The organism is Streptomyces sp. CBMA152 (assembly GCF_014596475.1).
GTDB lineage: Bacteria > Actinomycetota > Actinomycetes > Streptomycetales > Streptomycetaceae > Streptomyces.
Genome location: NZ_MECJ01000038.1, coordinates 150,682 through 165,540 on the forward strand (window position 1 = coordinate 150,682; position 14,859 = coordinate 165,540).

12 protein-coding genes and 1 riboswitch are annotated in these 14,859 nt (G+C 71.4%); of the genes, 8 read left to right on the plus strand and 4 right to left on the minus strand.

Annotation, left to right across the window (positions count from 1 at the left end):
- The first annotated feature begins 84 nt into the window (after positions 1 to 84).
- The 4 genes from BG418_RS38025 (at position 85) to BG418_RS38040 (ending at position 5,379) form a co-directional block, all read left to right on the plus strand.
- Positions 85 to 1,122 (plus strand): hypothetical protein, encoded by a 1,038-nt coding sequence (locus BG418_RS38025; protein WP_188278646.1) that lies wholly within the window; start codon positions 85 to 87, stop codon positions 1,120 to 1,122.
- An 82-nt stretch (positions 1,123 to 1,204) separates the two neighbouring features.
- The gene (locus BG418_RS38030; protein WP_188278647.1) at positions 1,205 to 3,025 is read left to right on the plus strand and encodes a peroxidase family protein; all 1,821 of its coding nucleotides are present in this window, start codon (positions 1,205 to 1,207) and stop codon (positions 3,023 to 3,025) included.
- A gap of 332 nt (positions 3,026 to 3,357) precedes the next feature.
- Positions 3,358 to 3,526: riboswitch (cyclic di-AMP (ydaO/yuaA leader) on the plus strand.
- Positions 3,527 to 3,530: 4 nt separating this feature from the next.
- A complete protein-coding gene (locus tag BG418_RS38035; RefSeq protein WP_188278648.1) occupies positions 3,531 to 4,418 on the plus strand; it encodes a LysM peptidoglycan-binding domain-containing M23 family metallopeptidase in 888 nt (295 codons plus the stop codon).
- 169 nt (positions 4,419 to 4,587) lie between these two features.
- Positions 4,588 to 5,379: an SGNH/GDSL hydrolase family protein gene (locus BG418_RS38040; protein WP_188278649.1), complete on the plus strand. Its 792-nt coding sequence runs from the start codon at positions 4,588 to 4,590 to the stop codon at positions 5,377 to 5,379.
- A gap of 69 nt (positions 5,380 to 5,448) precedes the next feature.
- On the opposite strand, the gene BG418_RS38045 is transcribed toward BG418_RS38040, so the two are convergent.
- From BG418_RS38045 to BG418_RS38060, 4 genes are all read right to left on the minus strand, one after another.
- Positions 5,449 to 6,438, minus strand: a complete 990-nt coding sequence (locus BG418_RS38045) for an NAD-dependent epimerase/dehydratase family protein (protein WP_188278650.1) — start codon at positions 6,436 to 6,438, stop codon at positions 5,449 to 5,451.
- A 68-nt stretch (positions 6,439 to 6,506) separates the two neighbouring features.
- Positions 6,507 to 7,304 (minus strand): polysaccharide deacetylase family protein, encoded by a 798-nt coding sequence (locus tag BG418_RS38050; RefSeq protein WP_188278651.1) that lies wholly within the window; start codon positions 7,302 to 7,304, stop codon positions 6,507 to 6,509.
- A gap of 131 nt (positions 7,305 to 7,435) precedes the next feature.
- Positions 7,436 to 8,365 (minus strand): pentapeptide repeat-containing protein, encoded by a 930-nt coding sequence (locus BG418_RS38055; protein WP_223186013.1) that lies wholly within the window; start codon positions 8,363 to 8,365, stop codon positions 7,436 to 7,438.
- 147 nt (positions 8,366 to 8,512) lie between these two features.
- Positions 8,513 to 8,692: a hypothetical protein gene (locus tag BG418_RS38060; RefSeq protein ID WP_188278653.1), complete on the minus strand. Its 180-nt coding sequence runs from the start codon at positions 8,690 to 8,692 to the stop codon at positions 8,513 to 8,515.
- A 150-nt stretch (positions 8,693 to 8,842) separates the two neighbouring features.
- On the opposite strand from BG418_RS38060, the gene BG418_RS38065 reads away from it, so the two are divergent.
- The 4 genes from BG418_RS38065 to BG418_RS38080 form a co-directional block, all read left to right on the plus strand.
- On the plus strand, positions 8,843 to 9,283 hold the full coding sequence (locus tag BG418_RS38065; protein ID WP_188278654.1) for a PPOX class F420-dependent oxidoreductase: 441 nt from the start codon (positions 8,843 to 8,845) through the stop codon (positions 9,281 to 9,283).
- A gap of 96 nt (positions 9,284 to 9,379) precedes the next feature.
- The gene (locus tag BG418_RS38070; RefSeq protein ID WP_188278655.1) at positions 9,380 to 10,579 is read left to right on the plus strand and encodes an MBL fold metallo-hydrolase; all 1,200 of its coding nucleotides are present in this window, start codon (positions 9,380 to 9,382) and stop codon (positions 10,577 to 10,579) included.
- A 353-nt stretch (positions 10,580 to 10,932) separates the two neighbouring features.
- Entirely contained in the window at positions 10,933 to 12,882 is a 1,950-nt protein-coding gene (locus BG418_RS41045; protein ID WP_188278656.1) for an SH3 domain-containing protein, read from the plus strand.
- Between the two features lie 437 nt (positions 12,883 to 13,319).
- A partial coding sequence (locus BG418_RS38080; protein ID WP_223186015.1) for an ATP-binding protein occupies positions 13,320 to 14,859 on the plus strand: 1,540 nt, incomplete at its 3' end.

Here is a 14,859-nt window from a genome sequence, read left to right on the forward strand (position 1 = left end):
AGTGGTCCGAATCTGGCATTTCACCCGCGTGTGCCGCCGAGTAGCGTCGCTGCCCCCTGCCGCGGTTGGTGAGGAGGCGGACCCATGTCCGATCCCCGGCAGCACGAGAAGTACGAGCAGTACGAAGGTGGCAGCCCGCAGGCCGAGCGGCTGGTGTTCGCGGAGCTCGCCGAGCGGATCGTCCGCGTCCAGCGGGTCAACCAGGACAAGGGGCGGCTGTCGGGCCCCGAGCGGGCGTTCCACGCCAAGGCGTCGCTCGGCGTCGACAACGCCCGGCTGCGGTTCCACCCGGATCTGCCGCTGGGCCTGCGCGAGGGATACGCCCAGCCCGGCGCCGAGTACCGGGCGCTGGTGCGGCTCTCGAACGCCTCGGGCATCCCGCGCCCCGACGCCGTGCCCGATCTGCGGGGCATCGCCGTGAGCGTCCTGGTCTCCGACGACGAGCGGCACGATCTGCTGATGACCAACGCGCCGGTCTCGCACGCCGCCAACGCCCGGGAGTTCGTGGACTTCGCCGAGGTGATGGCCGGTGCCGGCAGCACGGCGGCGATCGCCTGGCGGCTGCTCGTACGGCTGCCGCGTGTTGTCGGCCGGCCCACCGCCGCGCGGATGCGCCGCACGCTGAACCAGACGGTCGCACGCAAGGTCGCCAGTCTCGCCGAGGAGCGGTACTGGAGCCGGGCGCCCATCCTGTGGGGCGACGCCGGACCGGTCCGCTACCAGCTGCGGCCGGGTCCCTCCGGGCCGCCCGCCGCGCGCCCCGACCGGGTCGCGCGGGCCGACCCCGGCTATCTGCGCGCCGAGCTCGCCCGGCGGCTGCGGGCGCGGGACGTGGTGTTCGAGCTGTGCCTCCAGCGCTTCGCCGACGAGACGCGCACACCCGTCGAGGACGCCTCGGCCGAGTGGCCGGAGACCGTGTCGCCGCCGGTGGCGGTCGGCCTGCTCACGATCCCGCGCCAGGACATCGACTCGACCGAGGCCCTGGCCACCGCCCGGCGCGTCGAGCAGCTGTCCTTCACCCCCTGGCGTACAACCGAGACATTCCGTCCGCTCGGCAACCTCAACCGGTCGCGCGAGGCCGTGTACGGCGCGAGCAGCGCCCGGCGGCTCGGCCAGGAGTGAACGGCCCGGCCGCGACCGAGACCGATCGTGTATCCACCGAGAACGAGAACCCTCCGTATGGACCGCCCCGAGGGGGAATCCGATGAACTCGTACCGCACCTCGCTGCCGTGGCGCCTGGTCACCACTGCCGCCGAGTTCCTGGACAGCAGGATCGGCTGGGACAAACTGCCGCTGCCGCTGGGCCTGGGCACCCTGCTCGGGCTGCGTATCCGGCTGCGCCAGGAGAACCTGCACGACACCAACCAGCTGCCGTCCGCCAATGTGCCCGAGCCGACGCCGCCCAAGGACCCGTCGAAGGTCAGGGTCAACCGGACCCCGGACGGCAGCTACAACGACCTCGACGAGCCCCGGATGGGGATGGCCGGGTCCCGCTTCGGCCGCAACATCCCGCTCGACAAGATCGCGCCCGCGACCCCCGCCGATGTGCTGGCCGAGCCGAATCCGCGCAAGGTGAGCCGTGAACTGCTCACGCGCGACACCTTCGTCCCCGCCGAAACCGTCAACTCGCTGGTCGCCGCCTGGCTCCAGTTCATGATCCGCGACTGGTTCAGCCACGGCACCAGCCCCGAGGACCGGCCCTGGACGGTCGACCTGGTCGACGACGACCCGTGGCCCGAGCGCCCCATGAAGGTCATGCGGACCCCGGACGACCCGACCCGCGACCCGCACGCGCCCGCCGGGACGCCCGACACCCGGGTCAACGTCTTCTCGCACTGGTGGGACGCCTCGCAGATCTACGGGAACAGCGAGGACGAGCTGCGCGCCCTGCGCACCGGCGAGAACGGCAAGCTGCACCTGTGGGACGACGAGCGGCTGCCGTTCCCTTCCGACCCGGCCAAGGACCCCTCCCGTATCCCGGGCTTCTGGCTCGGACTCGCCCTGATGCACGACGTGTTCACCCGTGAGCACAACGCGATCTGCGACCAGCTGCACACCGCGTACCCGGGCTGGGACGACGAGGAGATCTTCGAGCGGGCCCGGCTGGTCAACGCCGCACTGATCGCCAAGATCCACACCGTGGAGTGGACCCCGGCAGTCATCAGCCACCCGACCACCGTCACCGCGCTGCGCGCCAACTGGTGGGGCCTGGCGGGGGAGCGGGTGCACGACCTGTTCGGGCGGATCAGCAAGTCCGAGGTCATCAGCGGCATCCCGGGCGGCGAGACCGACCACTACGGCGTTCCGTACGCGCTCACCGAGGAGTTCGTCGCCGTCTACCGGATGCATCCGCTGATCCGCGACGACTGGGAGCTGCGGGCCGCCAGCGACAACTCCGTACTGCGCGAGGCCACGTTCCGGGAGATCGCGGGCCCGGAGGCGCTGAAGGTGCTCGGCTCGATCCCCACGATCGACCTGCTCTACAGCTTCGGCACGCTGCACCCCGGGCTCGTCACCCTGCACAACTTCCCGAAGTTCCTCCAGGAGTACGAGCGTCCCGACGGCCACCTCCAGGACCTCGCCGCCACCGACATCCTGCGCACCCGCGAACTCGGCGTCCCGCGCTACAACGAATTCCGCCGACTGCTGCGCCTCAAGCCCGCCAAGGAATTCGAGGACCTGACGGACAATCCGGTGTGGGCGAAAGAGATCAAGCGGGTGTACGGCGGTGACATCGAGAAGGTCGACCTGGAGGTCGGAATGTTCGCCGAGAAACTCCCGAAGGGCTTCGCCTTCAGCGACACGGCATTCCGGATCTTCATCCTCATGGCCTCGCGCCGACTGAACAGCGACCGGTTCTTCACCGAGTACTACACCCCCGAGGTGTACTCCAAGGCCGGTCTTGAGTGGATCGACGGCAACAGCATGATCAGCGTGCTGCTGCGCCACTACCCGGAGCTGCGCACCGCGCTCGCGGGCAAGAAGAACGCGTTCGCCCCGTGGAACATCGCGGGCCAGGACTGAGGCGAGGCGTTCGGACGTAAAGATGCATTGATAGGCACTTTCGTCCGAATTGGGCGCTATACGGAAAACCCTCCATTTCCCCCACGGGAAGGGAGGGTTTTTCCGTGAGTCGTCCGTGAGCAGCGTCATACCGGTGACGGTCCGTGGCGGTGGGCCGCGTCGAATCCCCCTGCCGCCGGGGCCTGTTGGGATTCACCGTCGACGCAGGGTGACCGCAATTCCCCGCTGAATTCCCGGCCGCGAAATCGAATGACGAATGGGTACTTGTCGCGGCCCGCAATGCTCGTTTACGGTCACCGCAATCCGGGTGGACCGCCGAATCCTGCCACCGCTCGGAATCCGCACCCATCCACGTGTGGCAGGAGCGGGGGACCCAGGTAGGCGCCGTCCGGAATTCCGGCACGGCTCGGGGTGAAGCCGACGCACCGAGTTCCGGTGCGCCCGGCCGGGCAGCTCCAACCCGAACCCGACAGCTCACCTCGCAGGCGCCGGAGAGGAATCCGCCATGCCCGCGAAGGGTAAGCACCGCCGCCCCAAGTCCAGCCCGATATCGCGAGGCATGGTCGCCGCCGGCACCGGCGGCGCCGCGCTCGCCATCCCGCTGCTCGGCGCCACCGGCGCGCACGCGGCGGTCAAGAGCGCCGCTCCGGCCGTCGCGCCGCAGCAGGCGGCCCGGGCCGCCGCCGCGTTCGTCGCCGCCCCGACCGCCGCGCCCCAGGCCGCGCCCACCACGTACAAGGTGAAGTCCGGCGACTGCCTTTCGAAGATCGCCGAGGACCACCGGCTCGACGGCTGGAAGAAGCTGTACCAGGACAACCGCTCGGTTGTCGGCGACGACCCGGCGCTGATCCGGCCCGGGATGAAGCTGACGATCGGGGCGAAGTCCCACGCCACGGCCTCGCACACGTCGACCGCCACCTCGCATGCATCCAGCGCGGCCCCCGCCACCACGACTTCGGCCGCCAAGGTGAGCCAGGGTTCCGCCTCCGGCTTCCGCGCGCCGCTGGACAGCGTGAGCATCGGCACCCCGTACCGCATGGCCGGATCCATGTGGTCCAGCGGCTACCACACCGGTGTCGACTTCGAGGCGCAGACCGGCACCACGGTGAAGGCCGTCGGCGCGGGCACGGTCGTCACGGCGGGCTGGGGCGGCGCCTACGGCAACCAGGTCGTCATCCGGCACGCCGACGGCATGTACTCCCAGTACGCCCATCTCTCGCAGCTCTCCGTCTCGGCCGGGCAGACCGTGACCGAGGGCCAGGAGATCGGCCTCTCCGGCGCGACCGGCAACGTCACCGGCCCGCATCTGCACTTCGAGATCCGGACGACCCCGGACTACGGCTCGGACGTCGACCCGCTCGCGTATCTGCGCCAGCAGGGCGCGAGCCTCTGACAGTTCGACGGCTCTCAATAGCGCGGCCCGGTACGTGAAATCGTGCCGGGCCGCGCCTTCTTTGGCGTATTCCCGTTGGGGCCAAACTGACCGGGTGGTCTATATCACCCACCGTCAACCCCTCCTTACGGTCGCGTAGGTCACATCCGTAAGGGAAAGATATGGTCCCGTGGCAGACGATTCGAGATCATTCAACAGCGGTACGTTCGGGTCGTACACGGCGATCGGCGACAGCTTCACGGAAGGCGTCGGCGATCCCGGCCCGGACGGGGTGTTCGTCGGCTGGGCGGACAGGTTCGCCGTGCTACTGGCTGATCAGCGACCGGAGGGGGCCTTTCGCTATGCCAATCTCGCGGTCCGGGGCAGGCTTCTCGACCAGATCGTCGAGGAGCAGGTGCCGCGGGCCAAGGAGCTCGCGCCCGACCTGGTGACCTTCTGCGGGGGCGGGAACGACATCATCCGGCCGGGCACCGACCCGGACGACGTCGCCGAGCGCTTCGAGCGCGCGGTGGCCGACCTGAAGAGCGCGATCCCGACGGTCATGGTGACCACCGGGTTCGACACGCGCGGGGTGCCGGTCTTCAAGCATCTACGGGGCAAGGTCGCCACGTACACCGCGCACGTACGGGCCATCGCGGACCGCTACGACTGCCCGGTGCTGGACCTGTGGTCGCTCAAGTCCGTGCAGGACCGGCGGGCGTGGGACGAGGACCGGCTGCATCTGTCACCGGAGGGGCACACCCGGGTCGCGCTGCGCGCCGCCCAGGTGCTGGGCCTTGAGGTGCCCGCCGACCCCGACCAGATGTGGCCCCCGCTGCCGCCGCGCGGCACCCTTGAGGTGCGGCGCGACGACATCCACTGGGCGCGCGAGCACCTGGTGCCGTGGATCGGGCGACGGCTGCGGGGCGAGAGCTCGGGCGACCATGTGGAGCCCAAGCGCCCGGACCTGCTGCCGCTCTGACGGCGCCCTTCACGTAGTACCTCTTGCAAGTCCTGACGGACCGTCAAGACGGTGGTGCGGCACGGTGGTTCAACCGTGCAGCAGCTTCCGCTCCGTCTCCGGGTCGAGTCCGACCCGGGGGCGGTCCGGCCGCTGCGGCGCCTCGCCGCCGATGGACTCCAGCCACGCCCAGGTGTCCGCGACCGTCTCCTCGACGGGACGGCAGCGCAGCCCGGCGAGCACCGCCTTCCATACGGTCGAGGCGTGCATCGTGGCGTGCAGCTCGCCCGGCGGGATCCACACCGGCAGGTCGCTCCACGGCTCGACCCCGGCGGCCAGGATCGGCTCGGGATCGGTCCAGCGCAGCACCGCCCTGCCACCGGTGACCCGCGCGCACGCTTCGAGCAGCGCGCCCATCGTGGTGTGGTCCGGCGGGCTGACCAGGTTGTACGGGCCGCAGAGCCCGAAGTCCGCGGCGCTGACGATCCACTCCGCGAGGTCCCGGACGTCGATGTACTGCACCGGCAGATCGCGCGGCCCCGGCGCGAGCACCTCGCCGCCGCGCGCCATGCGCCCCAGCCACCACGGCAGCCGCCCGATGTTCTCCCACGGGCCCAGGATCAGCCCCGCCCGTACGAGCAGCGAGCGCTCCTTGCCGAACTCCTGCTCCACGGCCAGTTCGCCACCGCGCTTGGCCTGCGGATACGCCACCTCGCCGGCGTCCGGCGAGCCGTCGACCAGGGGCGCGGTCTCGTCGGACCCGGCCGGCAACGGATGCGGGTACACGGACCTGCTGGAGACATACACATACCGGGCCGCACGCCCGTCGGCCAGCAGCCGCGCCGCGTCCCGGACCGCCGAGGGCGCGCCGGACCAGGTGTCCACGACCACGTCCCACTGCCCGTCGGTCAGCGCGGCGAGCCCGCCCTCGGCGGTGCGGTCGCCATGCAGCGCGCTCACGCCGTCGGGCGCCTCGTGGCGTCCCCGGTGAAAGACCGTCACCTCGTGCCCGCGCGCCAGCGCGGCCTCGGCGACGGCGCGGCCGACGAACTCCGTGCCACCCAGAATCAGCAGTTTCATGTCCGCAACTCTGCCTGCCCGGACGGGTCCTGAGAACCGTTGCATGCTGAGGGCGAAATCCGGGGTCGCTAGGGACGGTAGAGCTGGCCGGGCTTCGGGGGCGCGGGCGCGAGGAGCTGCGGGACGGTCACGAAGGTGAAGCCGCGCTCCTTGAGCGTGTCGATGATCCCCGGCACGGCGGGCACGGTCCCGTCGTAGATGTCGTGCAGCAGGATGATGCCGTCGCGGTCGGCCTGGTCGAGGATGCGCTTCTCGATGAGGGCCGAGTCGTTGGTGGAGTAGTCCTTGGCGGTCGCGCTCCACAGGATCTGCGAGAGCCCGAGCTCCTTGCTGACCTCGGTGACCGTCTTGTTGGTACGCCCCTGCGGCGGACGCATCAGCACGGGCTTGCGGCCCGTCAGCTTCGCGACCGCCTCCTGGGTGCTGTTGAGCTCGGTGTGTATCTCGTCGGCGCTGAGCTTGTCCAGCCGCTCGTGCGACCAGGTGTGGTTGGCGACCTCGTGCCCCTCGGCGGCGATGCGGCGCACGGTGTCCGGGTACTTCTCGACATGGTTCTTGCCGAGCAGGAAGAAGGTGGCGGGCACCTTCTTCTCCTTGAGCGTGTCGAGCAGTTGGGGCGTGTGCTTGCCCGGCCCCGCGTCGAAGGTGAGGGCGATGCACTTGGCCTTGTGGCAGTCGACCCCGGCCGCGCCGGAGCTCTGCGCCATCGCCTTGGTGTCCAGTGCGTCGTTACGGGCGGAGCGCGGCGAGACCGCGTTGTCGCCGCAGCCGGTCAGCGCCAGGCCGAGCGAGGCGACCGCGAGCAGCGCGGCGGCCGACCGCCCCCGGGCGCGGCGGACTCCGGTACCCCTACCCCTGCTGAGCATGACGCGACTCCCCTTCGGACTGGACCAAATCATGATCCGGACTATACGCGAGGTGTATACACGCGGTGCATAGTGGGGTGGGGTTATGCGGCTCTGTGGCCCGCCTGTCGGTTGCGGGCCGGGGGTGACGGTTACTTGTTCCGGGAGCCGGAGGAGCGCTTGCGGCCGGGGGTGCTGGGCTTGCGTCCCTGGGAGCCCTTGCGCGGGGCGTCACCGCGTGCGGCTTCCTTGCGGGCGGCCGGGGCCGGGGCGTCCTTGCTCCAGTGCGACGGGCGGTCGAGGCCGTCGGGGAGGAGGGTGGCGGCGTCGCCCTGTGCCGCGTTGACCTGCGTCTGGGTGAGGAAGAGGCAGTCGGTGAGGTCGGCGCCCGCGAGGTTGGTGTCGCGGAAGTCCGCGCCGATGACATCGGCGAGCCGCAGGTCCGCGCCGCTGAGGTCGGCGGCGATGAGATACGCGCCGCGCAGATCGGCCCCGTGCAGGTCGGCGCCCTTGAGGCGGGCACCGAACAGGTCGGCGCCCCGGCGGTCCTTCTTCTTGCCCCGGACCTCGGCGCGCACCAGCTCGCTGGTGCGCAGCAGCAGCGTGTTCACCTCGGCGCGGTGGGCTGCCACGTCGAGGTTGAGCAGGGTGTCCACGTCGCTGAGGGTCAGGCGCTCGATCTTCTCCAGCTGCGCCTGCACCTGGCGGTGCACCGGGCGGGCGGCCGGGCGGGCCAGTGCCTCGGAGAGGTACCAGAGCAGCTCGTGGAACTGCCGCATCACCGGGAGCGCGGCGAACATCTGCCGGGCGCCGTCCGGGCTCTCGCGCCAGTTCCGGCCGACAAAGGTGACCTGCGAGATCTTCTGGCCCGCGCCGAAGCAGTCGTACACCGTGCAGCCCTGGAAGCCCGTGGGGCGCAGCTTGTCGTGGATGCCGCAGCGGAAGTCCTGCTGGAGGTTGGGACACGGGTCCCCGACGGCCTTGTCGATCGCGAAGTCCGTCGAGCGGGAGAACGCCAGCGCGACGCAGCACAGGCCGAAGCAGTTCGCGCAGTCGGCCCGCAGCTCGGATGTCTCGGACAAGGTGGGTGATCTCCTGCGCTGTCGGCCCCGGTACGGAACCCGTGACGGACCCGTGTGGGCCTCGTACGGGCAGGTCAAGACTATCGCCGGGGAGGGGGCGGTCCGGTACGGCGGCCCGGGTCGGACCCGGCCGCCGTCGCCTCGCGCTTACGCGGCTTCGTCGAGCTCCGCGGTGGTGGCCGCGGCCCACAGGGTGAGAAGGCGCTCGTACTCCTCCGAGGGCCAGCCGCCGTCCGCGTCCGCGCTGTCGACCAGATCGCGGATCGCCTCGTTCGCGGCGTCGGCGTCCGGCAGTACGGAACCAGGGTGGTGGGCGGAATGGGACATGCGTCCAGCCTAAACGCACCCTCCGACAATCTGCCCCGAACTTTCACTGCCAGGTCCGTCACACGACCGTCCGTCATCCCTCACACCACCTCCACGCGCGCGTGGAGGAGCTCCGGGAATCGGCGGCACGCGCGCGCTGTTCTCCTGGCCATGACGGGATTCGACGCACACCAGGAAGCACTGCTCAAGCTGGTCGCCGCGTACAAGGGCGGCGTGCTGGTCACCCTCAAGCGTGACGGGCGCCCCCAGCTCTCCAATGTGATGCACGCGTACTACGCCGACGAGGGCGTGATCAAGGTCTCCCTCACCGACGACCGGGCCAAGACCAAGAACCTGCGCCGCGACCCGCGCGCCAGCTACCACGTGACCAGCGACGACCGCTGGGCCTGGACCGTGGCCGAGGGCACCGCCGATCTCACCCCGGTGGCCGCCGACCCGCACGACGCCACGGTGGAGGAGCTGGTCTCGCTCTACCGGGACCTGAACGGCGAACACCCCGACTGGGACGAGTACCGGCAGGCCATGGTCCGCGACCGCCGTCTCGTCCTGCGGCTGCATGTCGAACACGCTTATGGGCAGCCCGCGGGCTGAGCCGTCCCCGGTGGGTCGCTGCCGCGTAACACCGCGGTTCCCGCGTTGTCGTACCCGCCGCACATAATGGAACGACCCCGAGCCCCAGGAGGTGCCGTGACCGGCGCTGGTTCTCTGCTTCCACTCCGCGCCCGGCTGCGCGAGCTGCGGCCCGACGCCTTTGGGGCCGACCCGACGGGGGAGCGGCTGGAGCGGATCCGCCGCTCGCCCAACTTCGCGGACGGGGTGTTCCAGAACCCGGAGGGCGCGCGGACGCGGCCGACCGGCTCGATGCTGGAGTTCGCCAAGATCTACTTCGAGAAGGAGCAGCGCGCGCTGCGTGCGCCGACCGGCAACATCCCGGTGCACGCGACGACGCTGGCCGACCTCGCCAAGCCGCCCGCCACGGGCCTGCGGCTCACCTGGATGGGGCACTCCAGCGTGCTCGCCGAGATCGACGGCCGCCGGGTGCTCTTCGACCCGGTCTGGGGCGAGCGCTGTTCCCCGTTCGCCTTCGCCGGGCCCAAGCGCCTGCACCCGGTCCCGTTCCCGCTGGCCTCGCTCGGCCCGGTCGACGTGATCGTCATCTCGCACGACCACTACGACCACTTGGACCTCCCCACCATCCGCGCCCTGGCCGGTACGGAGACGGTCTTCGCGGTGCCGCTCGGCGTCGGCGCCCACCTGGAGCTGTGGGGCGTCCCGGCGGACCGTATCCACGAGCTGGACTGGAACGAGTCGACGAAGGTCAACGGGATCAGCCTCACCGCCACTCCCGCGCGCCACTTCTGCGGCCGTGGCCTGCGCAACCAGCAGCACACGCTGTGGGCATCCTGGGCGGTCGCCGGGCCGGAGCACCGGATCTACCACAGCGGTGACACCGGCTATTTCCAGGGCTTCAAGGACATCGGCGCCGAGCACGGCCCGTTCGACGCCACGATGATCCAGATCGGTGCGTACTCCGAGTACTGGCCGGACATTCATATGACTCCGGCCGAAGGCGTACGCGCCCATCTCGACCTCCAGGGCGGCCGCCCGCACGGCGTCATGCTGCCGATCCACTGGGGCACGTTCAACCTCGCCCCGCATCCGTGGGCGGAGCCGGGCGAGTGGAGCGTGGACGCGGGCGAGGAGGCTGGACAGGCGGTCGCCACCCCGCGCCCGGGTGAGCCGTTCGAGCCCGCTGGCGCCGTCCCGACCGACCCCTGGTGGCGCGCCGTGTCGGCGCCGACCCCGCACCACTGGCGCCGCCCGAAGCCGGCGCTGGTGGAGCCGAAGCCGCTCCCGACCGACCTGGACCTCGCGGCGGAACGCTGATCGGGGCAGGGTCCGGGTCGGCGAACTCGTCCGACGGCACTCGGCTGTCGAAGCGGTCGCCGGGCAACGACCGGTAGGCGGCGAAGCGTTGGCCGGTGCACCAGCGGTCGTCGGTGAATCGGTACGCCGGTGCGGGCACCACGTTCTCCGCGTCGGTCGGGCGATGGCTGGACCGATGTCTGAGCGCGGTCGTCCCCGCCTTCGTTGTGACGCGTGCGCAAGAGGACCGCTGCCGAGTAAGTGATTTTGTGTGATGTAAGGCGTGTCCTCTCATCGGTACGGCGTGGGCCGGGGCCAAATGCTGGTGTCCCCAGCCGGGGTGTGATCCCCCCTCCGACAGGAGTTCCCCGCCCGTGTCTCTCACATCCCGCAGCCGGGCCATCACCACTGTGGCTCTGGCCACCGGCGCCCTGTGTACGGTGCCGGTGGCCCTCGCCTACGCGGACAAGGGCAACATCACGTTCGCCCAGCCCTACGTGCCTTCGATCGCGCCCGGCAAGACCGGCCGGGTCACCGTGGTCGCGGCCAACGGCACCGGCAGCGCAGTCATCGACTCGTTCGTGTTCACCGCTCCGCAGTCGACGACGTTCACCGAGTCCCGCTATTACTGGGACAACGGCCCGGGCAGCATCGCGTGCACCCTCTCGAACGGGAACCAGCGTCTGACCTGCACCAGCAGCAGTTCTCCCATCTTTCCCGCCAACACGCGTACGAACGTCTCCCTGATGGTCAAGGTCGACGACAACGCACCGGAGGGCGTCACGCTGGACGGCGGATCCTGGCAGGTCAACGGCGGCTACACCAACAGTCCCGGCCTGTTCGCGGTGTCCACGCCGGTAACGGGGGCGACGGGGGCGACGGGGGCGACCGGCGCCACCGGTCCGACCGGTGCCAAGGGGGAGACCGGAGCCACCGGTGCCGCGGGACCCAAGGGCGACACCGGCCCGGCCGGGCCGAAGGGCGATGCCGGGGCAACCGGGCCTGTCGGAGCGGTCGGGCCCGTCGGCCCGCAAGGCGACAAGGGTGAGACGGGGGCAGCCGGTCCGCAGGGTGACGTGGGAGCCACCGGTCCGCAAGGCGACAAGGGAGACACGGGCGCGGCCGGTCCGAAGGGCGACAAGGGGGACACGGGAGCAGCCGGTCCGAAGGGCGATGACGGAGCAACTGGTGTTCCCGGTCCCAAGGGTGACGCCGGGCCAGTTGGTCCGGTGGGCCCCCAGGGCGACACCGGGGCAAGCGGCCCTGTCGGCCCGCAGGGCGATGCCGGAGTCGCCGGGCCTGTCGGGGCGGTCGGGCCCGTCGGCCCGCAAGGCGACAAGGGTGAAACGGGCGCAGCTGGTCCGAAGGGTGACCCCGGGCCGACCGGCCCCAAGGGAGACCTCGGAGCCACCGGTCCGGCTGGGCCCCAGGGCGAGAACGGCGTCACGGGCCCGGCGGGCGAGACCGGCCCGATGGGGCCGCAAGGCGCCCCCGGCGTCACCGGTCCCGCCGGGCCCAAGGGCGACCCTGGATCTACCGGCCCCAAGGGTGACCCTGGAGCCACCGGACCCGCCGGATCCATCGGGCCGGTCGGCCCGCAGGGTGAAACCGGACCGACTGGAGCCGTTGGGTCGAGCGGCCCCAAGGGCGAAACGGGAGACACCGGTCCCGCCGGTGAGCCCGGCCCGGTGGGCCCGCAGGGTGACCCCGGGGCGACTGGGCCTGTCGGGCCTGTCGGGCCTGTCGGGCCTGTCGGGCCTGTCGGGCCTGTCGGGTCGCAAGGCGAGCCCGGACCCGGCGGACCCATCGGGCCGGTCGGCCCGCAGGGTGACCTCGGGGCAACTGGGCCTGCCGGACCTGCCGGACCTGCCGGACCTGCCGGACCGAGAGGTGAGACCGGGGCCGAAGGCCCCGTCGGTCCGTCGGGGGTGAAGGGCGACCCCGGGCCCGCCGGCCCCGCCGGGCCGATGGGCGACACCGGCCCCGTCGGTTCGAAGGGCGACACCGGCCCCTTCGGCCCCACCGGTCCGACCGGCCCCAAGGGTGACAAGGGAGAGAAGGGCGACAAGGGCGACGCAGGCGGTGGGGTCGTCGGGCGGTACCGCGTGCGGATCATCGCCCGCAGCCTCGACATCCGTACCGGCCCCGGCTTCGCGAACAAGACGGTCGGCTCCCTGCGGCAGGGACAGATCGTGAACGTCCAGTGCAAGGTCAACTCCGACCCCGTCCGGGGTAACCCGCGCTGGTACAAGCTCTCCGACGGCCGTGGCTGGATCGCGGCCGGATGGGCCGACAACGTCGGCGCGATCGAGCCCGACTGCTGACCCCGCCCTGCGTACGGCCCGAAGCAGCCGGCCTGCGCAGGCCGGCTGCCGCCGTCGCCCCGCCGATCCCGGGTACGCCCTTCGAACCCGCCTCGGAAAACGTGCCGTCGGCGCCCGTTGAGCCCTGAGCGGGGCTGTGGCAGCCCGATGCGGTTCCGCGCGCCATCAAGGGGCGCGGGGAACTGCGCGAACAACCACGCACGGTCCGCAGCCGAAACGCGGCGTCTTCCAGCCAAACCCCTGCCGCTCCGCGGCATCCGCGCATCCGTACGACGCGTCATACCAGAGCGGGACGCGGTGCGGGCAAGTTTTCCAACTGCGCACCGAGGCCGAGGGGTTGACCACTACCGTGAGTGGTCGACGATCAACGCGGGTCCATATAGGTTGAGTTGGGCCCGACTCCACGATCTCTGGGACCCCACGTACCGAGGACGCAGATGTCTCATCTTCGCGCACCCGCCGCGCGGTCCGACCGCCGTGAGGGCGGGCGGCACGGACGTACGGCACACCGGCCGCAGCCCCCGGCCGCTCCCACGGGCACCCCGGCTCCGGCGGCCCGCCCGCCCAGCGGGCAGCGGCCGTCGGCCGAGGCCCGGATACGGCCGCAGCTGCTGCGTACGGCCGTGCTGCCCGCCGTGGTCGCCGTGCTCTGCGGCGCGGCGGCCGTCGTCGGCACGCTCCACTCCACCCACGCCCACCCCTCACCGCTGCTCTGGGCGGCCCTCGGGGGAGTGGCGGTGCTCGCGCTCGCGTCCGTGGCCGCCGCCGCCGTGGGCGCCGACCGGGCCGCGAAAACCGTGCTCGGCCGGGCCAACAGCCTGCGCCGGGGCAGCGCCCGCTCGGCCGCCGACCTGCGTACAGTCGTCGAGGGGCTGCGCCGGGGCGAGGGCCCGCCGACCCGTCGGGGTCCGGCCCAACTCTCGCCCGGCGCCGATGAGTTCGAGCTGCTCGCGCATGAGCTGACCCGTTCCCACGAGGCGGCCGTGGCCGCCGTGGTGCAGGCGTCCCAGCTCTCCAGCAGCGTCGGCAACGAGCAGAAGGTCGAGGTCTTCGTCAACCTCGCCCGCCGTCTGCAGTCCCTGGTGCACCGCGAGATCCAGCTCCTGGACGAGCTGGAGAACGAGGTGGAGGACCCCGAGCTGCTCAAGGGCCTCTTCCACGTCGACCACCTCGCCACCCGTATCCGTCGGCACGCGGAGAACCTGGCCGTCCTCGGCGGCGCCATCTCGCGCCGCCAGTGGTCCCACCCGGTCACCATGACCGAGGTGCTGCGCTCCTCGATCGCCGAGGTCGAGCAGTACCCCCGGGTCAAGCTGGTACCCCCGATCGACGGGACACTGCGCGGCCACGCGGTCGCCGACGTCATCCACCTGCTCGCCGAACTCGTGGAGAACGCGACGCTGTTCTCCGCCCCCCACACCCAGGTGCTGCTCCGCGCCCAGCTGGTCACGGCCGGGCTCGCCGTCGAGGTCGAGGACCGGGGTCTGGGTATGCCCGTCACCGAGCAGAACAAGATGAACGCGCTGCTCTCCGACCCCGATCAGGTGAATGTCGCCCACCTCCTCCAGGACGGTCGGATCGGCCTCTTCGTGGTCTCCGCGCTGGCCCGCAGACATGGCATCGCGGTGCGGCTCCAGACCAACATCTACGGCGGCGTACAGGCCGTACTGGTGCTGCCGCAGGGCCTGTTGGGGGCCGACACCGAGAGCGCCAAGGACGGTCAGCGGGACACGGCCGCGCCGGTCGCGCAGCAGCCCGCGCGCACCCCGCTCCCGGTCCACCCGCAGCCCGCGGCCCCGGCGCCCGCCCCCCCCCCGGCCCCCCCCGGCGGACCGCCCCCCTCCCGCCGTCCACCGCACCCAGCGCGCGGCAACGGAAGTCGCCCCGGGCAAGCTCCAGTTGGACGTGGTCTTCCAGGCCCCGACGGGCCAGAAACTGGACACGCGGTACGGGCCGTCGACGCGGCTGCTGGTGTCT

Excerpts from the sequence above, each read along its gene's own strand:
- BG418_RS38035 (WP_188278648.1), top strand. The coding sequence starts at position 3,531 with ATGCCCGCGAAGGGTAAGCACCGCCGCCCCAAGTCCAGCCCGATATCG.
- BG418_RS38030 (WP_188278647.1), top strand. The coding sequence starts at position 1,205 with ATGAACTCGTACCGCACCTCGCTGCCGTGGCGCCTGGTCACCACTGCC.
- BG418_RS38025 (WP_188278646.1), top strand. The coding sequence starts at position 85 with ATGTCCGATCCCCGGCAGCACGAGAAGTACGAGCAGTACGAAGGTGGC.
- BG418_RS38065 (WP_188278654.1), top strand. The coding sequence starts at position 8,843 with ATGACGGGATTCGACGCACACCAGGAAGCACTGCTCAAGCTGGTCGCC.
- BG418_RS38050 (WP_188278651.1), bottom strand. The coding sequence starts at position 7,304 with ATGCTCAGCAGGGGTAGGGGTACCGGAGTCCGCCGCGCCCGGGGGCGG.
- BG418_RS38045 (WP_188278650.1), bottom strand. The coding sequence starts at position 6,438 with ATGAAACTGCTGATTCTGGGTGGCACGGAGTTCGTCGGCCGCGCCGTC.
- BG418_RS38060 (WP_188278653.1), bottom strand. The coding sequence starts at position 8,692 with ATGTCCCATTCCGCCCACCACCCTGGTTCCGTACTGCCGGACGCCGAC.